The organism is Alkaliphilus peptidifermentans DSM 18978 (genome assembly GCF_900101495.1).
GTDB lineage: Bacteria > Bacillota > Clostridia > Peptostreptococcales > Natronincolaceae > Alkaliphilus_C > Alkaliphilus_C peptidifermentans.
Genome location: NZ_FMUS01000015.1, coordinates 1 through 23,693, shown reverse-complemented (window position 1 = coordinate 23,693; position 23,693 = coordinate 1). Strand labels below are relative to the sequence as shown.

The following is a 23,693-nucleotide window of genomic DNA, read 5'->3' as shown; positions in this document are numbered from 1 at the left end:
GGGGGCTCTTAAGTTGAGAATGGAGGGAATATGTAAAAGCTTTGAGGAAATAAAAGTATTACACAATTTAAACCTAACAGTAGATGAAAAAGAAATAACCTGTATATTAGGACCTTCTGGTTGTGGAAAATCTACTGTACTTAATATAATGGCAGGAATTATAAAGCCTGATGGAGGTGTCTTAAAAGATAATAAAAATAAAGTAGGATATGTCTTTCAAGAGGATAGACTTTTACCATGGAAAACTGTGTATGAAAACATCAAGATAGTTAATAAAAAAGCCACCGACTTAAAAGTAAAAAATCTAGTAAATATCGTAGGACTGAATAATTTTGAGAATAAATACCCTGCTCAATTAAGCGGTGGTATGCGGCAGAGGTGTTCAATAGCAAGAGCTTTTAATTTTGAATCAGAAATGCTATTAATGGATGAACCCTTCAAGTCGCTAGATTATGATCTTAGAATAAAAATGGTGAAGAGCTTAATCGATATATGGCATAAGTGGAATAATTCTGTTGTATTTGTTACCCATGAAATAGATGAAGCTATATTATTAGGAAATAAAATTGTTGTTTTATCTAAAAATCCTTGCACTGTTGACACCATAGTAAATATAAATATCCCACAGCATTTAAGGAGCCTTGATGATAGAGAATTAATAGGGGTAAGAACTAGGCTAATAAAAATACTTTCAAAGCAAAAGAAAGAAAGCACATTTAAGAGTGCCTAAAAATATAAAATATGAGGAGTGTATAATAATGAAAAAAGTAATTTCTATTATTTTGATTTTAAGTGTAGCATTAGCAATACTATCTGGATGCACATCTAAGGTGGAGGAAGTAATTGAACCATTGGAGGTTGATGTTAAAGAGGTTGAAAATATTAGTATTAAGGTAGCTGCCCCCTCTGGTGCCCCCACCCTAAGCATGATAAGAATGTTCAAAGAAAATCCATCCCTTGGAGAACATGTGGAAATAAGCTACGAGTCTGTACAATCACCAGATTTAATGGCTTCAAGAATTATTTCTGGAGAAATTGATATTGCAGTGGTGCCTACCAATCTAGCTGCCACACTTTATAATAGGGGTATAGATTATAAGCTGGCTGCATCAAGTGTGTGGGGTGTTCTTTACGTAGTTGGAAATGAAGAAATTAACGATTGGGAAGAATTAAAAGGAAAGGAAATTTACACTCTAGGAAGAGGTCTTACACCAGACATAGTTTTAAGATATATTCTATCTAGTAATGGCATAGATCCTGACAATGATGTAACATTAACATATATGGCAGATGCTACAGAGCTGGCTTCAACTTTTGTTGCAGGAAAAAGTGCTATATCAGTTATTCCTGAACCGGTACTTTCAAATGTTATGATGAAAAAAGAAGATACTGTGATATTGTTAGATATACAGGAGGAATGGAGCAAATTGAATAAAGGTGACTTAAGTTATCCTCAAGCTTCTTTAATTATTAAGAATGAAATTATTGAAAAAAATCCAGAGTTTGTAGAAATGTTTTTACAAGAATATGGAAACAGCATCAACTGGTTATCTACCAATGCTGAAAAGGCAGGGGAATATAATGAAGAGCTTCAAACAGGATTATCAAAAGCAGCGGTTGTCAATGGACTCCAAAGGTCTAATATACAATACCGTAGTACAAATGGAGCTAGAGAAGCCATTGAACAATATTTAAAGGTTCTATTGGAATATTCTCCAGAATCAATAGGAGGGAAGCTTCCAGATGAAGGCTTCTATTTTGAAAACTAATAATTCAAAGGAATTATTATATTCAATACTATCTATATTAATACTATTAATATTTTGGAAGATACTATCGATGGTAGTGGATAAGGAAATTTTGATTCCTTCCCCAGAAAAGACTTTTATTGAGACTATAAGAATTATTAGGTCGACTAATTTTTTAGTATCAGTCATGAACACTTTAAAAAGGGCGCTAATAGGATTTTTGCTGGCGTTAGCAGCAGGAATCAGTTTAGGAATGATGGGGGGCTTTTCAAAACCAATATACTATCTTCTAAGACCCTTTGTATTAATTAATAAAGCAGTACCTACAATGGCCATGATATTGCTTGCCCTCATATGGCTAGAATCAGAAAAAGCCCCTATATTAGTAGGATTTGTAGTCATATTCCCGGTAATATATGAAAATGTAGTCCAAGGAATTAGGAATGTTGATGTGAAACTGGTTGAAATGATGAATATATATCGTGTTGGTAAATTGGACAGATTGAAAGATCTATATGTTCCCTCAATCAGATCTTATCTTTACGGTGGAATGGTTGCAGCCATGGGCCTGAATCTTAAAATAATAATTGCAGCAGAGGTTCTAAGTCAGCCAAGAATATCAATGGGAACTAGTTTTCAAATTGAAAAAGCAAGTCTTAATACAGCAGGAGTATTTGCATGGGCCCTCATAACTATACTTTTAGCAGGAATTTTAGAGCAAACACTTAAATTAATGAAAAAGCATTAGAGTCAGTATTATAAACAAGAACCAGACAAGGGGAGGTTAGCAATAACACTCCAGCTGGTTCTTTTCTTTATTTAATATTTTATTTGAAAGTAAAAAGGGATGTAGGCCAAGATGGAGAATATACAAATAAAATATTGAATGGGGGAGTACTGTTGTGTCTATGGAAAATATGGAAGGCTTTAAGGCTAAAAATGTTAACTCTGAGACCTCAATAAAAGCTGTTTCAAAAATATTTGAGGAAAAAAATATTAAATTCATTGTAGTCTCTCAAGATGAAAATTTAATGGGAATTGTTACTCAAAACGAGTTATTAGAAGCATATTTTTCTGGTATCCCCTTAAATACAGGTGTTAAAAACATTACAAATAATAATATTGCCTTTGCCAATCATAATTATAAATTAGATGAAATAACCAACATTTTGGAGGAAGATTCAAATAGATATATTATTGTTTTGAGTAAATCACTAAAGCCAAAAGAAGTAATAACAAGGGAAGTAGTTATAAACTATTTTTATAAGGAAGCTAAGAAAAAGATCCAAGAGTTTAAAGTTGAAAAAAATAGAACTGACGAAATTAAAAAAGAATATACTAATGATGATTATAGCATCAGAGAATATAATATTGAGGGATTAATTAATGACCTGAATCAGATGAATTTGTGGAATAAGGAATTAAATCAAATATTTGAATACTCACCTAACTCATTTGCTGTTCTAGATGGTACAGGTGTTACATTAAGAGTAAATAAAGCCTTTGAAAATATTACTGACATAAAAAGAGAAGAAGCTATAGGTATAGATGTAAAAAAGATGGAAGAAAGGGGTATGTATAGCCCAGCAGTTGGTAGTCTTGTGAGGAAAGAAAAGCGCAAGGTTTCTGTAATACAAAAGATTAAAAATGATAAAGAAGCATTGGTGACGGGAGTGCCAGTATTTGATGATAAAGGGGAGATATTTAGGATAATAACTAATGCAGTAGATATCAAGGAAGTAAATACCATAAACCAGTACTATATAAAACAAAAAAAAGAAAACAACACAAGTAAGATGAGTCATGATGTAAAAATTATTTATGAAAGCGAAAGCATGAAAAATATTATACAGTTGACAAATGAATTAAAGGATATAGATTCAACTATTTTGATAACAGGTGAATCAGGAGTAGGAAAGGGTGTTATAGCAAGATATATACATAATAATGGTATAAGAAAAAAAGGAAGATTAGTAGAAATAAACTGTGGTGCTATTCCAGAAACCTTATTGGAATCTGAATTACTGGGGTATGAAGCAGGAGCCTTTACCGGAGCTCAAAAAAGTGGAAAACGAGGCTTAATTGAATTGGCCAACAACGGAACACTTTTCTTAGATGAAATAGGAGAAATGTCCTTGCAATTACAGGTGAAGCTCCTTCAGGTTATTCAAGAAAAATCAATAATACGTGTAGGTGGAACAGAACCAATAGATGTAGATATTAGAATTATCGCAGCAACAAACAAAAACCTACAGGAAATGGTAAATAAGGGTAAGTTTAGATTAGATCTATTTTATAGGCTAAATGTCATTCCTATAAATATCCCTCCATTAAGGGAGCGAAAATCAGATATTCTGGCTATGATTAAGTACTTTTTAGGGAAGTATAATGAAAAGTATAGTAAAGAAGTTGTAATGGGAAAGAGCCTATTGGATATGATGATACAATATGATTGGCTAGGCAATGTACGGGAGCTTGAAAATGCTATAGAATGTTTAGTGGTTACAAACCCTTCAGCAATAATTGAAAAAGATAATGATAAATCTAATATTTTTAATTTGAAATTATTCAATAATTATAGCACCCATTCCAACCTGTCAGATAATATTATGCCTCTAGAAGAAGCTAAGGAAGAATTAGAGAAAAAACTTGTTAAGATGGCCTATTCAAAGTATCCAAGCAGCTACAAAGTCGCTAAAGTATTAAAAATAAGCCAAACAACAGCCAGTAGAAAAATAAGACAGTATATTGAGAATCAATAAGTAAGTTGTTGGCGACTTGTTAAATCACTAATGACTTAAGGCATCTATAATATGAAAAAAGTAATATGATCTACAATTTTAAGTTGAATTTGACTTAAAATTGTAGATCTTTTTTTAATAGAATGCAAGGGTTTTATTTATATAGTAGATACAGATAGAAATTCAATAAATATATCAAATAAAAAAGATTCTACTAGCATTGAATCCAGAGGAAAAATTTAGACTATTTCTGAATGACATAAAAATTGAACATTTTTGGCGCGTAACTTGCAATAATAGTTTCGTAAAGTCTAATTACCATGAAATGGTAGTGAGGGGTTTTATTATGAAACATAGGTATAAATCGGTGTTTGAGGGGTCTGATGAATAAATATGATTAATGAATCATTGGTAATAATTAACTGAAAATTCAGAATTAATATTTATATGCAGCTTATTTAATTCAGAATTCGATATTTACATTATTAATCTAAGGAGTGGGTTTTGTGGACATTAAGAAGGAGATAGCTGAGCTTAATCAGGAATTAATTGATCTTAGAAGAGATTTTCATAAGCATCCTGAGTTAGGCTTTGAAGAATTTAGAACATCAGAAATAATTGCTAACTATCTAAAGGAATGCAATCTGGAAGTAAAAAATATAGCGAAGACAGGTGTTGTAGGGTTGCTAAAGGGGAGTGAACCTGGTTTTACCATCATGCTAAGGGCAGATATTGATGCCTTGCCGGTACAAGAAAAAAATGATATTTCTTATAAATCTATATATGAAGGAAAGATGCATGCCTGTGGTCACGATGGACATACAGCAATGTTGTTGGTTGCTGCTAAAGTATTATCGAAGCATAGGAATGAAATCAAAGGAAATATAAAATTTATTTTTCAACCAAATGAAGAGGATGCAGGTGCAGAAATAATGATTAATGAGGGTGTCTTGGAAAATCCCAAAGTGGATGCTGCTCTTGGCCTGCATTTATGGTCTCCAATTGAAAGCGGTAAAATTGGAATTGGTAACGGACCTATTATGGCCTCAAGTCATTATTTTAAATTGACTATTAAAGGTAAAGGCGGTCATGGTGGAGCACCCCATCTGTCAATTGACCCTATAAATTGTGGCATGCATGTTATGCAAGCAGTGCAAGCAATTCAAACAAGGGAAGTAGATGCATTAGCTCCAACTATTATAACCTTCTGTAAGCTACAGGCTGGGTCTTCTCCTATTATTATACCTGAGCAATTGGAGGTGGAGGGATCAATAAGGTGCCTGCATGAAGGGTTTGAAGAAGTCAAACAAAGATTTGAACGTATTATAAGATGCACCTGTGAAGCCCATCAAGCAGAGTATGCATTGGAAATCAAGTGTGGAAATATTTTATTAAATAATGATACTATCATGGCGGAAAGGGTAAAAGTGGTTGCAATGGAAGTAGTTGGTCCTAGAAACATTACTCAATCAAATATAAATGTTATGTTAGGAGAAGATTTTGCAGAGTTTGCTGCAAGAGTACCTAGTGCATTTTACTTTTTGGGTGTAGGAAATAAAGAGAAAAACACCAATTATCCTCATCATCATCCCTTCTTTAATATTGATGAAGATGTACTTCCTATAGGAGTAGAAATGCACATTAGAGGAGCGTTGGAATATCTAAACAGAAAATAGACATCAAATTAATTTAAAAATGAAAGGGGAATTGCGAATTAGTATCTCAATAATTTTGAAGGGGGATGATGGACTTAAGTTTGTATAATAGAATGAAGAATTAATGAAAAACATAAAAAAGGGGGAAAAACAAATGGATATGCTTATGCATTGGATTGGAGTTATATCAGACTGGCTTTGGGGACCGCCTCTAATCATTTTATTGGTTTTCGGTGGATTGTATTTAACTGTAAAACTTGGATTCTTTCAATTTAAGTATGTTTCCTATATATTTAGTCAAACCTTTGGTAAAATGTTTAAAAAACATGAGGGAGGAGAGGGGACAGTATCGCCTTTCCAAGCATTAACAGCAGCTATAGCTTGTACAGTGGGTGCAGGTAATATAGTTGGTGTACCAGCCGCCATTATGTTTGGAGGACCTGGAGCAATTTTCTGGATGTGGGTTATTGCATTGGTCGGAATGGGAGCTAAGTTTACAGAGGTTGTCTTGGCAGTAAAATACAGAGAAAAGAACGAAGAAGGGGAATTTGTTGGAGGACCACAATATTATATCAATAAGGGGTTAAATAAAAGATGGTTAGCAGTATGGTTTGCCTTAGGACTTATGATAGAAGTAATACCAAGTATTATGGTACAGGCAAATTCAGTAGCGGCTTCTGCTGCAGCTACATTTAATATTAATCCTTCTGTTTCTGGTATTTTAGCATTGGTGGTTGTTGGATTGATTGTAATCGGTGGAATTAAACGAATAGGAAAGTTTACAGAAAAATATGTTCCATTAATGGCATTTTTATATATAGGTACAGCCTTTTTAGTAATTATGCTAAACTTTAGACAAATACCTTCAGTTATAGGATTAATTTTCACCCATGCTTTTAGACCAATGGCACCAGTAGGTGGATTTGCTGGAGCAGTAATTGCATCAACAATACGCTGGGGATTTGCAAGAGGCGTTTATTCAAATGAGTCTGGGTTAGGCACCGCTCCAATCGCCCATGCCAGTGCCATAACAGATCATCCTGTAAGACAAGGGCTATGGTCTGTAGCAGAGGTTTTTGTTGATACTATAGTAATTTGTTCTGCAACGGCATTTGCTGTGTTGGTTTCAGGCGTATGGACATCTCCAGGAGCTATGGATAATGCATCAGGCTTAACGGCGATAGCATTTTCCAATGCATTAGGTAATGTAGGTGGTATGATTGTTACGATATCTCTGTTACTATTCGTTATTTCAACTATAGTAGTACTAATCTATTATGGAGAGAAACAAGCTGAATTTTTGCTTGGATTAAAGTTCTCAAGGTTTATGAAGTATATTTATGTTGCTTCAATATTTATTGGAGCCATAGGTGGAGCTAAAATAATTTGGCAGTTTTTAGATATTACTTTAGCAGCAATAGTGATTCCCAATATGATCGCAATATTGCTATTAAGCAGTGAAGTAATTGAACTGAAAAACGAGTTCTTTACTTCAACAAAATATTACCTGAAGGATATAGGAAAAAGTGCAGAGAGAAGTAGCTAAAGGATAAAATTAAAGCAATTTACTTAAAAGGTGGTCGCAAATGATCACCTTTTAATGCGGTTACTTTCATATCATCAGGAGTAGTTTGGCTATTAGCTTTGGCTGTTGACAAGAATATCTTGAAGAAATATAATGTTTGTGTAAAAGTATCACATGGTATATTGTTCATATAAAGGGAAATTATATCTATGAATAATGCAAATATAAAGGTAATAATAGCTTAAAATAAAATATGAGTGTAGACTATTTAATATGATTAACAGTTTTCAGTTTATAGTCAAATACATAACAGGATGGGAGAACATAATGCAGAGAAAAAGATTAAGAGAATTAGGTGTTAATATTGGTAAATTAAAAACAGGAAAATTTAATGCAATTACAGATGTAGAAGGTATTATTGTAGGACATAAATCAATTATTGAAAAAGATGTTTGTTCAGGACTTACTGTTATAATGCCCAATAACGGAAAACTACAAGGAAGTCATTTCCCAGCAGGATTTTTTGCCTTTAATGGAACAGGTGAATTTACAGGTAGTCATTGGATAGATGAAACGGGGACATTGGTGACGCCCATCGTTTTTACAGGTAGTCATTTGCTAGGACTAACACACCACCATCTTTCATTAGCCACAAGAAGGATTAATAATCTGGAGCCATTTTCTAATGGAATAGTTGCTGAAACCTGGGATGGTTGGTTAAGTGATTTAGAAAAAACCTCAGTTAAATATGAAGACATAGAGGAAGCAATACTAAATGCTAAGTCAGGAGTGGTTGAAGAAGGCAATGTAGGTGGCGGAACAGGAATGATCTGTTTTGAATTCAAAGGTGGAATAGGAACGTCTTCTAGAATAATTGAATGTGATTGTGGAAGCTTTACTGTTGGTGCACTTGTGCAAACGAACTTTGGTAGAAGACAAGACCTTGTTATTGACAACAAACCAGTTGGAGAGGTATTAAATGAGAAGGAAGTTCCTCTACCCTGGGATACCCCAGAGAATGATGGTTCGTTATTGGTTACTTTGGTAACAGATGCACCTTTAGTACCTTTACAGTGTAAAAGAATATCTAAGAGAGCTGCATTGGCAATGGCAAAATTGGGAGGTATTGGAGAAGAAGGTAGTGGAGATTTTTTTATTACTTTTTCTACAGGTAATTGCTACTCTTATGGTAATGAAGAAATTTATTCTATAAAAATGTTTCCCTCAGAGCAACTGGATGCAATCTTTGAAGGGGCAATTGAAGCAGTTGAAGAAGCTATAATTAATTCTATGTGTATGGCAGAAACTATAAAAGGGCAAAAACAAAGACAGGTATACGCAATACCTCAAGATAAATTATTGAATATCCTGAAGTGACAAATGTACTTATATCCCCTCAAACCAAAAAAAGGTTAGGGGATTCTTTCGTTACACAGGAGTTTAAAGCTAACAATGGATATTGCCAAAATATTTGGTATCACTGTTGAAGAATATTTTAAATTTATTAAGTAAAAGATTTTATTCATACTGAGTTCATATTGATTTTTTATTATAGGATATATAACTATTAAGCAAAGGTTGGTGTAGAGTTATATAGTTGCAAGAAATACATTAGGTAGGTGGGGTAAACATGGTTAATATTTTAGTGGTAGAGGATGATAAAAATCTTCAAAAATTGATGGTGGCTGTCTTAAAGCAACATGGGTATCAAGTCTTAAGTGCGAAAGACGGCCTGGAAGCTTTAGATATATTGGACACTTCCCATGTGGATTTAATTATTAGTGACATAATGATGCCAAATATGGATGGATATGATTTGACTGATGCACTTAGAAAATCCAACTATAATTTACCGATTCTGATGGTAACTGCTAAGGAAACACTTGATGATAAAAAGAAGGGGTTTATTGTGGGAACCGATGATTATATGGTAAAACCTATTGATATGGATGAGATGGTTTTACGGGTAGCAGCCTTATTACGTCGGTCACGAATAATCAATGAGCGTCGGTTAATAATTGGTGACATAGAGCTTGATTATGATGCTTTAACCATCAGTAAAAATGGCAGGGCTACTATTTTACCTAAAAAAGAATTCTATCTACTATTTAAACTTCTTAGTTACTCGAAGCATATATTTACAAGGCAACAACTTATGGATGAAATATGGGGTATGGATTCAGAAGCTGATGAACGGACAGTAGATGTGCATATTAAAAGGTTAAGGGAAAAATTTGCTGATTCAAATGAATTTGAGATTATTACAGTCCGAGGTCTTGGCTATAAGGCGGAGATAAAAGTATGAAAAAGATTGCTGTAAAATTAGTCTTGTTTTTTATTGTTCTAATATGTATCTCCTCACTCTTGTCATTTTTAGTATCAACACTTTATACAAATAATATAGTAAGTGAAGTAAAGATAAATCAGGAGGCAACAGCAATTGCCATATTAGAGTTAGATGAAAAAACCGATTTAACTGTAGACGATATTGTTAATATTATGCCTACTTCTATGTATGATGTCCGTAGAATAGAAGATATTGATTTGATGAAAATAACCAATGAGGAATTTGAAAGAATCCAAAAGCATGAAATTGTTTTTGTTGCCCACAATAGATTCTATGATCCAACCACAATACTAATGGTAGAGGATTCATATTTTAAAATCAGTCTCTATCCTAATAACACAATTTTTAAAATTGTTGCATCTCGTGTATGGTTTTCGATACTTTTATACGTTCTAATAGGAACATTGTTAATAATGCTATTAGCTAAAAGAGTGGTTAAGCCAATATTAAAGCTAACCTCAGCTACTCAAGAGGTCGCAAAGGGTAATTTTGATATACAGGTTGGAAATGAGAGTAAAGATGAGATAGGACAGCTTACACACAACTTTAATAAGATGACTAGGGAGCTTAAAAACATAGAATATCTTCGCAAGGATTTTATCACTAATGTTTCTCATGAGTTTAAAACACCAATAGCGTCAATTCAGGGCTTTGCTAAACTACTGCAAAAGGGCAATTTATCAGAGCAGGAGAAGGAGGAATACACCAATATTATTGTTGAAGAAACATCAAGATTGTCTAATCTTTCTTCTAATATATTAAAACTATCAAAGCTTGAAAATCAAGAGATAGTTGATAAAAAGGCTGTATTCTCTTTGGATGAACAAATAAGAAAATGCATTTTACTATTGGAATATGAATGGAGCAAAAAGAATATTGAATTTGATCTTGAACTTGATAAAGTCCAGTATCAAGGAGATGAAGAACTACTACAACAGGTTTGGATTAATCTTTTAAGTAATGCCATTAAGTTTTCAAGTAAAGACAGCATAATTAAAATTAGTCTTAAACAAACAGCTACAATAACATGCATAAAAATAACAGATTATGGTATTGGTATGAGTGAAGAAACCATATTACGTATTTTTGAAAAGTTTTATCAAGGAGATAAAGCTCATTCCTATGAGGGTAATGGATTAGGATTACCTCTTGTGAAGCGAATTGTAGATTTAAATGAAGGCAATGTTTATGTTGAAAGTAGACTTAATACAGGAACTACCTTTACTATTGAGCTACCACTATAATGAAAAAATTGAAAAGGTAGTAAGCAATTAAAATAGGTTAATTCTATTAAAAATTTCTATAGTGGTTTAGGATGTTGTGCTGTTCTTTTGGTTGTATATACCATTTAGAATAGGCAACATCTTTGTTTTTTGAAAAAGTATTTTTATATTCAATAAAGGGGTTTAATGAAATTGTTCATATCTAGTTCATATCCATTTTTTATAATAAAGACAAGAGATATTTACTTTTATAAAAAGAAGTTTAATTATTTATAAGTAATTGAAGAAAAGCATTCATTAAGTAATATTAGTATGATTTTTAGATTAAAGGAGGCGAATATAATGAATACAAAAATAATCAAAACTGGACAAGGTATACTGCTCTTGTTTTTAATTATATACATTGCATCATTAATAGACTGGGTATTTCGACCACTTGTTGTTGTATTTGAGACCTTATATATTCCTATTATCCTTTCAGGATTTCTCTATTATTTACTTAGACCTCTAGTAAATATTCTAAATAAAAAATTAGAAAGAACTATATCCATTTTATTAGTATATCTTATTTTGGTTGCTGTTCTCATAGGTTTATTGATTATAATTTTTCCTATATTACAGAGGCAGTTTTATAGTTTAACAGATAACATGCCATTAATTATTTCGGATGTTCAACGGAGGTTCGTTAGTATTCAGCAAGGCGAAACTCTTCAACGTTATCAGCTGAGCGGATCATTAAATATAGAAGGGCTTATTCTTCAATTAGGTGATTTTGTAAACCAACTGGGCAAAAGCCTTGCTATAAACATGGCAAACTTTATAGGAATGTTGGCAAATACTGTTCTTTCTTTAGTAATTGTTCCCTTTACTCTCTTCTACATGTTAAAAGATGGAGAAAAGCTTTCTAAGTATATTTTAAGTATCTTTAATGAAAGTCAAAGGGAAGATGTTATATTAATTTTTAGAGATATTGATAAAACCCTTAGTTCCTATATACAAGGTCAGGGAATTGTTTGTCTATGTGTGGGTGCTTTATGCTATGTAGCTTTTCTTGTTGTTGGATTAAATTATGCATTATTACTAGCTGTGATAGCAGGCATAACTAATATTATACCTTATTTCGGTCCATGGATTGGTACAATACCAGCTGTTATTGTAGGTTTGTTCCAATCGCCTGTAATTGCTTTAATTATAGTAATTACTGTTATTATTATTCAACAAATTGAGAGTAATCTTATTGCACCTCAAGTGATTGGTAAAAGGCTAGAAATACATCCTATTACAATAATGTTTCTAATATTAATAGTAGGTCGTTTAGTAGGTCTAATTGGTATGATACTGGCTGTTCCTATCTTTGCTATTTGCAAGGTGATAGTCACCCGCGGCATACAAATCTGGAAGCTAAAATCAAAAGAAAAGTTTTAGGATATTGACTTAAGTTCATAATTAGTTCATATATGGGAGTTAGTATAGAGTTATGTAAAATATAAACAGCTTGGTAAATGACAAGTAACAAGGAGTCGATAGAAAATGGAAATTAAACAAAACATAGATTTAAAGAAAATAAAAACAGACTTAACTAGATTTATGATGTCCTATAAATTTGCACTGGATGAGGTAAATACAAAAATTGATATTTTGAAACAAGAATTTCACTATGTTCATGATTATAATCCAATCGAGCATGTTAAATCACGGCTTAAAACCCCAGAGAGTATTGTAAGAAAAATTAATAGAAAAGGTTACGAGATTTCATTATCTTCTATAAAAGAAAATATTCATGATATTGCTGGTATACGAATTACTTGCTCTTTTATTTCAGATATCTACGAATTAAGTGATATGCTTCAAAATCAAAGTGATCTAAAGGTTATCGAATGTAAGGATTATATAAAAAACCCTAAGCCCAATGGTTATAAAAGTCTACATTTAATATTGCAAATTCCTATTTTTATGTCTGACAGAGTAGAAGAGACTTATGTTGAAGTGCAAATTAGAACAATTGCTATGGATTTTTGGGCAAGCTTAGAACACAAAATTTACTATAAGTATGATAAAGACATTCCTGTAAGATTGGTAAAAGAGCTTAAGGAAGCAGCAAGTTCGGTTTCGCAATTAGATAAGCGAATGGAGAACATTCATAAAGAAATAAAACAACTTAAAGAAGTAATAGACATTAATAATGGTACGCAAGAAATATTTATTAATAATGAACGATTCTATCTTCCCTACGACTTTCTAACACAGCATTTTAGTACGGGAAATAGATAATTATTTAATATTAAATTAAGATGTATTTTTCCAGTAAAACTAAGTTTAGAAATTATATAAAGGAGTGATAAAAATGTTTTATCCCTATGGTTTTTTTCGATTTGATCCCACAATGATTATTTTAATTCCCGCTATTATTTTTACCCTCTATGCTCAAGGTAAAGTAAAATCAAATTTTGCCAAGTATTTAAGTATATCAACAAAAAAGGGGTACACAGGAGTTCAAGTAGCGCGAATTCTATTAGATCAGAATAATTTACAGCATATACCAATTGAAGTTTCAAGAGGGCAATTAAGTGATCACTATGATCCTATAAGAAAAGTACTAAGGTTATCTGGAGAAGTATATCAAGGGAGCTCTATAGCCGCTGTTGGTGTAGCGGCCCATGAGGTGGGACATGCAATTCAGCATGCAAATGGATATATACCATTATCAATAAGAAATATGATTTTTCCGGTAGCAAGGTTCGGATCATCTGCTGCTTGGGGTTTTATAATGATAGGGTTATTTATTCCTAGTTTGGGAGGACTAATGGATGTAGGTATTCTCCTCTTTGCAGCAGCAGTTGCTTTTCAAATCATTACACTACCAGTAGAATTTAATGCCAGCAGTCGAGCTATGCAATTAATTGATACCAATGGCTTTATAGTGGGTGATGAAGGCAAAGGAGTTAGGAAGGTGCTTCGAGCTGCAGCATTAACATATGTGGCAGCAATGGCAAGTGGAATTGCACAACTACTTCGACTTATATTAATCAGGAATAGAAGTAGTAGACGGTAAAAATTATTCAATAGTATTTGAGTGCTACTAGGGGGGGAACTTATGAATCTTTTAATGAAAAGCAAGAAAAAAACAACGCTACGTAAGCAATGGTCAAGAAATATAATGGCCCTTATTACAGTTCTGTTTTTAGGATTTGGTTTCTTTATTTATAAGACGGTTAATATGGCTGCACATCAGATGTTGACCCTTTCGCTGGATGGGATGGGTAAAATGGCTGCAAGGGAGCTATCTCAATATGATATCAAAGAGCTTATTGATAACAATGACATAAGCAAGATAGACTACAATAGTATGACAAATACTCTACAGGGTATAATTGAAAGAACAGAAGATATACTGCCCAATATATATATTTTTGCAAAGAATAGTAGCAACAACTGGATTTATGTTGCAGATGCATCTAAACAAGATCAACCAAAGCTAGGTGAAGCTTTTCCCTATGATAATATAGAAAGGGATCTGGTATATGATACTATGAAGGTACATATAACGAAAATAGAGCAGGATTTTATCTCGCAAGAAGCATATGTCGCAGCATATATACCCATAGTTCAAAATGATGAAGTGGTTGCTATTTTAGGGATAGATGTAAATGCAGATGTACTTATAAGATTACAAATGATTTTATTGGGTGTTTTAGTAGTTATAATGGTAATAAGCCTATTTATTATATGGTGGATAGTTCGTTTTATGACTATGAAACAAAGTCGCTCAATAGAGAGGCTTGTATTAAAAATGAAGGAAATGACTGAATTAAAGGGAGACCTTACTAAACGAATAGATATTGAAGAAAACAATGAAATTGGTGAATTGGCAATGTGCACCAATCAAATGCTGGATACAATACAAAACCTTCTGTTGAAGGTGGATGAAAACTCGAAACACCTACTAAATAATAGTAAACACTTCTCACGCTCATTTGAACAGGTTAATCTATCCTTTAAAGAAGTGAATTCTACAGTAAACAATGTAACGGATAGAATTATAGGACAAACTGATGAAATGTCTAAAATGACAGGATCAATTGGAGGAATGCATCAAGCTATTAACGAAATAGCGGAGTATTCGCAGCAGGTAACTATTGAAGCCTCACATACCCAGACAAATGCAATTAAAGGTAATGAATCTATTAAAAATATGAAAAATCAAATTGAAAATGTAGGTAGGGCTGTTAAGGATACCACTGAATTAATGATGAAACTAGATCAACACTCAAATGAAATTAATAGTATTGTGGATGCCATTACTGCAATTGCTAGACAAACAAATCTTTTGGCACTTAATGCTTCAATAGAGGCTGCCAGAGCAGGAGAGCATGGAAGAGGATTTGTTGTGGTGGCAGATGAAGTAAGAACACTAGCAGAGGAATCCTCTAAATCAGCAGGGGAAATATCTAAGCTTTTAGGAGAAATACGGGGAGGAATTAAAAATGCCTCTAAATCTATGAAAGACTTGACACTGGAAAAAGAAGCTAGTGATCTACAAGTAGAGGATGTAATGAGGCGATTTGAGAGCATAACAGCTTCAATACAGCAGGTTTCATCTATGGTGGAGGAAGTATCTGCATCTACACAGGAAATAACATCAAGTACTGCGATAATTTCAGACGGTATGGAAAGCTTGGAGCTAGCCTCAGAAGAAAACTCTGCATCTGTAGAAGTGATTGCAACAAGTATAGATAACGAGGCAAAAACCATAAATGACTTATCCCAGTTGGTAGTTCTTATGGAGGCAAAATCCAATGAGCTAAATGCAAGTCTAAGTGAACTAAAGCTTAAATAGTCTTTTAAAGTTATTAATATAGAAATATTGTGCATTAAGGTATATTATTAACAGGGTTATTGACATTATTGTTGTCAATAACCTCTTTTTTTAACTCTCTTTAAACTCAGTTAATTATAATCTCGTGAAATGATTATATATGGAGAGAAGTGGTATTAAACATATTATATAGGTCTTTAGAAGAAAAATATTTTATAAGGGAGAGCTAAATATGGAAAATGCAATGTTTTGCTACCAATGTGAACAAACTATGGGTGGAAAAGGATGTACTAGAAGTGGGGTCTGCGGAAAAATTCCAGAAGTTGCAAATTTACAAGATTTGCTGCTATTCCAGTTGAAAGGAATATCCTGCTATGCAAAACCTCTTATTGAACAAGGAGAGCTAATTGATAAGGATATCGTCAAATTTGTTGAGAATTCATTATTTACAACATTAACTAATGTTAATTTTGAGGTGGAGGTTCATGTAAAACTTTTAAGGGAATCACAAAGGATAAAAGAAAAATTAAGAGATAAAGCACCTGAAGGGAAATATCCAGATGCAGCAACCTATAACCTTAGTAATACTAAAGAAGAGATGTTAAAGGACTCAGTAAGAGCTGGAATTATGTATGACCAAGACATTGATGAGGATATTCGTTCTTTAAGATCCACAATACTATTTGGATTAAAGGGAATCAGTGCATATGGACATCAAGCAAGATTTATCAAATATCATAGTGACCAAGTAGATCATTATTACTTTCTAGGTTTAGCGGCCACCACCGATGATAATTTAACTGTTGAAGATATGATAGGTATGACCATGAAAACAGGGGAAATGAGTGTAGAAGTCATGAGGGTATTGGATGAAGCTAATACTACTACATACAATAATCCGTCACCTCATAAAGTAAATGTAAATATAAAAAAGGGACCATTTATCATTATATCAGGACATGATTTAAGGGATTTAGAAATGTTGCTTCAACAGACGGAAGGTAAAGGAATTAATATTTATACTCACGGCGAAATGCTACCGGCACACGGGTATCCGTCCCTTAAAGCATATAAGCATTTAATAGGTAACTTCGGTTCTGCTTGGCAAAATCAACAGAAGGAATTCGATAATATACCAGGATGTATATTGATGACTACTAACTGTTTTATGAAACCAAGGGAAAGCTATAAGGACAGAATATATAGTACTAACGTTGTAGGTTGGGATGGTGTTAAGAACATAGAAGAAAAAGCAGATGGTACAAAGGATTTTAGTGAAATCATAAATAAGGCTTTAGATTTAGGTGGTTTTAAAGAAGATCAAGCGGATAAGGAAATTTTAGTAGGTTTTGGCCATCATGCCACCTTAACCCATGCAGAAACCATAGTAAATGCGGTTAAAGAAGGGAAGTTAAGGCATTTTTTCCTAATAGGAGGTTGTGATGGAGCAAAACCAGGAAGAAATTATTATACAGAATTTGCAGAAAAGGTACCACAAGATTGTGCAATTCTTACTTTAGCATGTGGTAAATATAGATTCAATAAACTGGATTTTGGAACAGTAGCTGGATTACCAAGGCTATTAGATGTTGGGCAATGTAATGATGCGTATTCAGCAGTTAGAATCGCCACAGCCCTAGCAGATGCCTTTGAAACGGATGTGAATTCATTGCCACTCACCATAGTGCTTTCATGGTATGAGCAAAAGGCAGTTGCTGATTTGCTAGCATTATTGTCTCTTGGTATTAAAGGAATGTACTTAGGTCCAAGTCTACCAGCCTTTATATCTCCCAATGTATTAAAATACTTAGTGGATAATTTTAATATTAAACCTATTGGTAATGTAGATGAAGATTTGAATAACTCCCTTATGAAATAACTAAATATCATATAGATAGAGGATCTAGATTTAGATCCTCTTTTCTATTTTACTCCATTTTAACATCAATCTACTAACCTACAACATTTATCGGATTTCCATTAATATAGGATGATATATTTTTTGCTAAAAGATGTATAAGCCTTTGCCTCGACTCAAAGCATTTCCACCCTATATGAGGTGTGAGAATAACATTATCCATTGTAAACAATGGGTTGTTCAATTCTGGAGGTTCAGGATCTTGAACATCAAGAGCAGCCCCAGCGATTGTACCTCTTTGTAGGGCTTCAATCAAATCAGTCTCTTTAATTATTGGACCTCTGGAAGTGTTAATAATAAAAGCTGTTGGTTTCATAAGCTGCAGCTTATTTTGATCAATAAGATGTTTTGTATTAGGCGTTAATGGACAGTGGATTGAAATAAAGTCACTTTCTATTAACAATTCATCTAGAGAAACAGATTTTATATTTGGGTCATCATATTTTTTACGAGTTCGATTATATGCTAAAATATTCATCCCTAATACACGTGCGATTTTTATTACTTGTTGGCCTATAGAACCTGTACCAATAACTCCAAGGGTTTTGTTATTCACCTCAAAATGGGGTACTTGTAGTCGATCGGTAAAATTACAGAAGTTATTCTGCTTTATCATGTTTTGCTGTAGAATCATAGTGGAACTTAAATTTAGTATAAACGTAATTGTCAACTGTGCCACAGCCTCTGTGCTATAGCTTGGCACATTGCAGACGGTAATCCTTTTATTTGCTGCTGCTTCAATATCGATATTATTATACCCAGTACCAGCCTCACAAATGAGCTTAACGGAAGGCGGAAATTGCTCAATTAAATCTTTAGTGAGTGGTAGTTCCTTGGTAATAATAATATTTTGGTTTTTCACTCTTTCTAAAATTTCTTTATGGCTACTATCATCATATTTAGTGAAAGTACAAATTTCTTTTAATGGTAAAAAGTCCAGTTGGTTGTCGAAGTCTAACTTTGATGAATTTAGAAAAACTGTTCTTTCCATAGTTACCCCCCTAGTTTCTTAATATTTTGAAATTGATAATTATATTATACACAATAAATATATATTTAAAAACTTAAGAAAGTAAAACTGAAAAAGGGTGTCTTTATATTATGTTCAATTTTCGAAATAATAGCTTTGACTTAGAGACTTGAAAATATCATTTGTAAATATTTACAATGTATGATATAATAAAAAAGTTAGTTTATTGGTTATATATTTTGCAATAATTTTATCATTGGTTTCAATATTAATATGAAGATGCTTTTATTTGACTCTAAGGTTTATTAGAACCTAGATGCCTTCCTTAGTGCGTATTAGAGATGTTTCTATTTCTAATGAAAGTATATTTATTCTATTCTTGATTTTCAATATATGAATTATTAAAAATAAATAATTGTATTAATTCTTAGTTCATTAAAGTATAATGACTGATATTTCCTTGTAATATTAGTGATGTATACTTTGAAATATTTGGAATTAATTATTTGGTTGTGGAAACTCGATGCTAACATTTATATAATGTTAGTTTTTTTGTTGCTATACTTACCTACAGAGAAACTATACTAACAAAACATATTCATTAATTGAAGAATAAATGTAATTGAAAGGGAGGTGTCTTGATGACACAACATATATTATTGACGCTTATGGGTTTATTTTTAATAACAGCACTGACCAATATTTTGGCAACATTAAAGAGTATATTGCTGGCAAAGAAGATTATGAATCCAGTGTATTTTTTAGTATTTGCAGATGCAATAATTTTTGCCGCAGTTGTTGGAAAGGTTGCTAATTCAGAAGGAGTTCATTTTGCAGTTGCATATGCTCTAGGAAAAACCCTAGGAGTTTTCATCGGTAATAGAATCGAAGATAAGCTGGCCCTAGGTATTTTAGAAGTAGATGTATTCTTAAATAATAAAGATAAGATGATACAAATAGCAGAAAAACTTAGAGAAGAAGGATATACAGTTAACAACTTTTTAGCAAGAGGAAGCCATGGACATAGAAGATACAAGATAGAGGTTGTTATTAGAAGAAAAGAATTCAAAATACTTGAAGGTATTATGGAGGAATGTGGTGTAACAGATCCTACTTTAAAGATAAAAAACTTGAATAAGGTAGAAGGGAAAATTTCTGTTACAAATGTAAAAGCAATATAAAAAGGGACGTGATGAATGTATCACGTCCTATTATTATTCAAGAGGTACTCAATTGTAATTCATTACAACAAAATACGAATTAAAATTAACTAAGTTGGCATAAAAATAGCTTTAGCACAAACATTATCATAAAAATATTTAAAAATATATGTAAAAACAAAAAAATAGTGTATAATTAATATTATTGTAAATAGAGATAAAAAATAATCAAAAAGGAGCTAATAGAAATGGAACTTATTTATACGGGTAAAACGAAAAATGTGTATGTATTAGATGATGGTAACTATTTACTAAAATTTAAAGATGATGTAACGGGAGAAGACGGCAAATTTGACCCAGGTGCCAATACAGTTGGACTAACCATAGAAGGTGCAGGTAAGGCTGGCCTTAGATTAACAAAATTCTTTTTCGAAAGGCTTAATGAAAAGGATATACCAACCCATTATGTCGATGCAAACATTGAAAAAGCAACTATGAAGGTAAAACCAGCTACTGTGTTTGGAGAAGGACTTGAGGTTATCTGCCGTTATAGAGCTGTAGGTAGCTTTCTTCGACGTTATGGTAAATACGTTGTAGAAGGACAACCGTTGGATGCATTTATGGAGATCACCCTTAAGGATGATATAAGACAAGATCCTCCTATTTCAGAAGACGCATTAGATATGCTGAGAATCCTTTCTAAAGAAGAATACTCAGTACTAAAAGAGCTTACTAAGAAAATTGGAAATATTGTAAAGTCGGAGCTTTCTAATAAAGGAATAGAATTATATGATATAAAATTTGAGTTTGGTCGAGATAAAAAGACAGGAGAAATAATACTAATTGATGAAATATCAGGAGGAAATATGCGAGCCTATTCTGACGGAAGATATATAGAACCTTTGGAGTTAGAGAGATTAGTTTTAGGAGAGTAGTATTTTGAAAGTAGTTAAGAAATTGTTATTCCCTTAGATTGGTGGACTAAGGGAATTTTTGTTGTTTTCATGGATAGGTTAAACCTGCCCGAGGGTCACTTGAACAAAAAATGACACCATAACAACCAATGAAGAAATAACGAAGCCATGGAGTATAGGAGTAAACCCAGATTTTGACAGACTACTGAAATTTGTTTTAAGGCCTATGGCTCCTAGGGACATTACCATCAAGAATTTACTAGTACTTGATATGGTGTCACTTACCGTTTGTGGTATTACACCTGAGCTTTTAATTGCCACCATACCAAGAAACATTAAAATAAACCAAGGAAAAATCTTTTTTATGTCCACCTTATTGTTTCTATTAGGGTTTTCTACTTGATTTTCCTCAGAAACAGTATTATAGGATCTTCTTTTAACACTTGCATTTATATAGGAAAACACAAGTACAACGGGAACAATTGAAAAAGTACGTGTAAGTTTAACAATAACAGAAAAATTACCCGCCACGTCAGAAAATGCATACCCTGCCGCAACTACAGATGATGTATCATTAATGGCTGTACCTGCCCAAAGTCCATATCCTAAATCGGTCATACCAAAGTATGTGCCCATTAAAGGAAAAAGGATAACCATTATAATATCAAATATAATGGTTGCAGAAATTGCATAAGCAATATCACCATCATTAGCATCAATAACTGGCGCAATAGCCGCCACAGCAGAACCACCACATATACCTGTACCTGCCGATATTAGGCCTGACAGTTTCCAATCCATTTTAAGCAGTCTTCCCAATAAGTATCCACCGGCAAATGCTGTGAAAAGTGTAAACACCATAACTATCAAGGAGAATTTGCCAATCTCTATAACCTGTGAGAAGCTAAGGGTAAAGCCCATAAGGATAATTGCAAAGCGTAAAATCTTTTTCGATGTAAAGCTTAAGCCATTTTCAAATATATCATACTTGGAAACCACAGGATTCAATAACATGCCGATAAGCAATGCAAAAACCCCTGCACCTATTATATGATTTGCCATTAGATTGCTTATAAAAATTGATAATAATGCAAGGGCTACAGCAAGTAGAGTTCCTCCTGTAATGCTTTTAATATAAGTCATGAAATCCACTCCTTTATTCTATACATGATTCTATCACCAAATTAGAATAAAATCTATGGAAACAAAATCAATTGAATTATAATAAATAACATAATGTATCTAAATTTTTATATTTAGTGTATTATTAAAAAGAAGAAAAATCCAATTAATACTAAAAATGCAATGAAAAGAAAAACTACACAATGCTAATAATATTTAATATAGTACTAATGTTAAATTAAAGAAGGGATGTTAAAATGAGAATAATTACTTCTGAAGAATTAGATAATTTGCTGGCATATTGTGATTCTACGAAAATATCCACTACTGACTATGGAACCTTTCTAAGAGCCTTGGTGTATACCATGAATAAAGAATTACCCATTGAGATTATTGATAATGCCACCAACACTATTATTAAAGCCCACCTTAAATTCTTCTCTATTAAATGTATGGAGGGTATAAAAGGAGGATTCGATGGCTTGAAATTGCAGTATATCTTAACGGGGGAAGATGACCTTAAAACTTTACTATTTGATAAAATAGGAAAAAATAATGTAATGAAGGATAGAAAAAGTGGCACTCGAACATTTTATAGATACTATATTAATGAAAATGAGAGCTCAGGGTATAGATTTACCTTTAATAGAAGAATTTCTAAAGAGTAATAGATAAGAAAATTAAGGAGTGGTTTGAAATGATTACAGCCTATTTGGTGGCAATTTCAGGATATTATGAGGGTGAGGATATAGAGATTAGATATCGTATCTATGATGATGGAGAACTGGTAAGCAAAAAATCTATACTTAAGGAGTATAAGAAACCAGCGGTAGTAAATTTATATGCTTTAATAACGTTATTGAAGGAATTAGAAATATATATGGATAAAGAGATAGTAATAATAATCAATGATGCAGCTTTAATAGAGCTAATTAGAGGAACATCAACATCTAAGAATAAGGATGTCTTAAAAACAGCAAGAATAGCTAGAGAGAAGCTTAATGAATTCAAGACTTCTATTAATATTAAAGATGTAAGTAATGACAAAGTAGAGCTAGCTAAATGGAATGATATTCTAAAACCATAAATATAATAATAGGTCTTTATAATGCTTTATATATGAATTTAATTAAAAGAATAAAAACGGCTGCTTATTTTTCAATAACAACCGTTTTTGTGTTTTTTTATTTAATAGGAAAGTTCTACTTTCCTGAGGTTGATTACAAACCACCAGATTTTATCTAATCTGGTGGTTAAATTCTTTGTAAATTGATTTAAATGAAATTTTTAATTGTTTCTGCTACTAAACTATCAAAAACCCAAGATTATTCCTGGACTTTTGATAGCTTAGTGGCTATTTTTTTGATATTTTGTGCAGTAGCAGTCATTAAACACTGCATCTGAACTAAATGGAGTCCACGATAGTGGGCATACCTAAGGCCGTGCAATTCCTTTGCGTCAGCAAAGATTCTTTCCACGGTTTCTTTTCTGCGTTTATAGTAACGCTTACCTTTTTCAGTTTTCATAAATCTTCTAGCCTTATCGGCTAAGTCT

The 23,693-nt window shown here is 32.7% G+C and carries 21 protein-coding genes; 18 read left to right on the top strand and 3 right to left on the bottom strand.

Going from position 1 to position 23,693, the window contains the following annotated elements; genetic code table 11:
- The first annotated feature begins 19 nt into the window (after nucleotides 1–19).
- The 14 genes from BLP68_RS11600 (at nucleotide 20) to hcp (ending at nucleotide 17,934) form a co-directional block, all read left to right on the top strand.
- Nucleotides 20–730, top strand: coding sequence for an ABC transporter ATP-binding protein (locus BLP68_RS11600; protein WP_242876972.1), 711 nt, complete (start codon nucleotides 20–22; stop codon nucleotides 728–730).
- Between the two features lie 28 nt (nucleotides 731–758).
- Complete coding sequence (locus BLP68_RS11595; protein ID WP_091543648.1) at nucleotides 759–1,769, top strand: ABC transporter substrate-binding protein; 1,011 nt, start codon at nucleotides 759–761, stop codon at nucleotides 1,767–1,769.
- Complete coding sequence (locus BLP68_RS11590) at nucleotides 1,744–2,496, top strand: ABC transporter permease (protein ID WP_091543645.1); 753 nt, start codon at nucleotides 1,744–1,746, stop codon at nucleotides 2,494–2,496. The genes BLP68_RS11595 and BLP68_RS11590 overlap by 26 nt, the downstream gene beginning before the upstream one ends.
- A gap of 160 nt (nucleotides 2,497–2,656) precedes the next feature.
- The gene (locus BLP68_RS11585) at nucleotides 2,657–4,510 is read left to right on the top strand and encodes a sigma-54-dependent Fis family transcriptional regulator (protein ID WP_242876971.1); all 1,854 of its coding nucleotides are present in this window, start codon (nucleotides 2,657–2,659) and stop codon (nucleotides 4,508–4,510) included.
- 485 nt (nucleotides 4,511–4,995) lie between these two features.
- Nucleotides 4,996–6,165: a M20 metallopeptidase family protein gene (locus BLP68_RS11580; protein WP_091543641.1), complete on the top strand. Its 1,170-nt coding sequence runs from the start codon at nucleotides 4,996–4,998 to the stop codon at nucleotides 6,163–6,165.
- A 133-nt stretch (nucleotides 6,166–6,298) separates the two neighbouring features.
- Nucleotides 6,299–7,690 (top strand): alanine/glycine:cation symporter family protein, encoded by a 1,392-nt coding sequence (locus tag BLP68_RS11575; protein ID WP_091543638.1) that lies wholly within the window; start codon nucleotides 6,299–6,301, stop codon nucleotides 7,688–7,690.
- A gap of 306 nt (nucleotides 7,691–7,996) precedes the next feature.
- Nucleotides 7,997–9,046 (top strand): P1 family peptidase, encoded by a 1,050-nt coding sequence (locus tag BLP68_RS11570; RefSeq protein ID WP_091543635.1) that lies wholly within the window; start codon nucleotides 7,997–7,999, stop codon nucleotides 9,044–9,046.
- A 253-nt stretch (nucleotides 9,047–9,299) separates the two neighbouring features.
- Entirely contained in the window at nucleotides 9,300–9,974 is a 675-nt protein-coding gene (locus BLP68_RS11565; RefSeq protein WP_091543633.1) for a response regulator transcription factor, read from the top strand.
- Nucleotides 9,971–11,260 carry a sensor histidine kinase gene (locus BLP68_RS11560; protein WP_091543630.1) on the top strand — a complete coding sequence of 430 codons (1,290 nt, stop codon included), beginning with the start codon at nucleotides 9,971–9,973 and terminating at the stop codon, nucleotides 11,258–11,260. Before BLP68_RS11565 ends, BLP68_RS11560 begins: the two co-directional genes overlap by 4 nt.
- A gap of 321 nt (nucleotides 11,261–11,581) precedes the next feature.
- The gene (locus BLP68_RS11555; RefSeq protein ID WP_091543627.1) at nucleotides 11,582–12,664 is read left to right on the top strand and encodes an AI-2E family transporter; all 1,083 of its coding nucleotides are present in this window, start codon (nucleotides 11,582–11,584) and stop codon (nucleotides 12,662–12,664) included.
- 105 nt (nucleotides 12,665–12,769) lie between these two features.
- Nucleotides 12,770–13,510 carry a GTP pyrophosphokinase gene (locus tag BLP68_RS11550; RefSeq protein WP_091543625.1) on the top strand — a complete coding sequence of 247 codons (741 nt, stop codon included), beginning with the start codon at nucleotides 12,770–12,772 and terminating at the stop codon, nucleotides 13,508–13,510.
- A 73-nt stretch (nucleotides 13,511–13,583) separates the two neighbouring features.
- Nucleotides 13,584–14,291 carry a zinc metallopeptidase gene (locus BLP68_RS11545; RefSeq protein WP_091543622.1) on the top strand — a complete coding sequence of 236 codons (708 nt, stop codon included), beginning with the start codon at nucleotides 13,584–13,586 and terminating at the stop codon, nucleotides 14,289–14,291.
- A gap of 42 nt (nucleotides 14,292–14,333) precedes the next feature.
- Nucleotides 14,334–16,076 carry a methyl-accepting chemotaxis protein gene (locus tag BLP68_RS11540; protein ID WP_091543620.1) on the top strand — a complete coding sequence of 581 codons (1,743 nt, stop codon included), beginning with the start codon at nucleotides 14,334–14,336 and terminating at the stop codon, nucleotides 16,074–16,076.
- Nucleotides 16,077–16,287: 211 nt separating this feature from the next.
- A complete protein-coding gene (gene hcp / locus BLP68_RS11535; protein WP_091543617.1) occupies nucleotides 16,288–17,934 on the top strand; it encodes a hydroxylamine reductase in 1,647 nt (548 codons plus the stop codon).
- A gap of 73 nt (nucleotides 17,935–18,007) precedes the next feature.
- Here hcp and BLP68_RS11530 read toward each other — a convergent pair whose 3' ends face one another.
- Complete coding sequence (locus BLP68_RS11530) at nucleotides 18,008–18,964, bottom strand: NAD(P)-dependent oxidoreductase (RefSeq protein WP_091543615.1); 957 nt, start codon at nucleotides 18,962–18,964, stop codon at nucleotides 18,008–18,010.
- 620 nt (nucleotides 18,965–19,584) lie between these two features.
- On the opposite strand from BLP68_RS11530, the gene BLP68_RS11525 reads away from it, so the two are divergent.
- Entirely contained in the window at nucleotides 19,585–20,124 is a 540-nt protein-coding gene (locus BLP68_RS11525; protein ID WP_091543611.1) for a DUF5698 domain-containing protein, read from the top strand.
- Nucleotides 20,125–20,351: 227 nt separating this feature from the next.
- On the top strand, nucleotides 20,352–21,038 hold the full coding sequence (locus BLP68_RS11520; RefSeq protein ID WP_091543609.1) for a phosphoribosylaminoimidazolesuccinocarboxamide synthase: 687 nt from the start codon (nucleotides 20,352–20,354) through the stop codon (nucleotides 21,036–21,038).
- A gap of 78 nt (nucleotides 21,039–21,116) precedes the next feature.
- Here the strand turns inward: BLP68_RS11520 and BLP68_RS11515 are convergent, their stop codons facing one another.
- Nucleotides 21,117–22,160 (bottom strand): YeiH family protein, encoded by a 1,044-nt coding sequence (locus tag BLP68_RS11515; RefSeq protein WP_091543607.1) that lies wholly within the window; start codon nucleotides 22,158–22,160, stop codon nucleotides 21,117–21,119.
- Nucleotides 22,161–22,396: 236 nt separating this feature from the next.
- Here BLP68_RS11515 and BLP68_RS11510 point away from each other — a divergent pair, with 236 nt between their 5' ends.
- Both BLP68_RS11510 and BLP68_RS11505 read left to right on the top strand, forming a co-directional pair.
- The gene (locus BLP68_RS11510) at nucleotides 22,397–22,807 is read left to right on the top strand and encodes a hypothetical protein (protein ID WP_091543605.1); all 411 of its coding nucleotides are present in this window, start codon (nucleotides 22,397–22,399) and stop codon (nucleotides 22,805–22,807) included.
- Nucleotides 22,808–22,836: 29 nt separating this feature from the next.
- Nucleotides 22,837–23,226, top strand: a complete 390-nt coding sequence (locus BLP68_RS11505; RefSeq protein ID WP_091543602.1) for a hypothetical protein — start codon at nucleotides 22,837–22,839, stop codon at nucleotides 23,224–23,226.
- Between the two features lie 238 nt (nucleotides 23,227–23,464).
- On the opposite strand, the gene BLP68_RS11500 is transcribed toward BLP68_RS11505, so the two are convergent.
- Nucleotides 23,465–23,693, bottom strand: a 229-nt coding sequence (locus BLP68_RS11500) for a transposase (RefSeq protein ID WP_176758958.1), incomplete at its 5' end; no start/stop codon positions are given.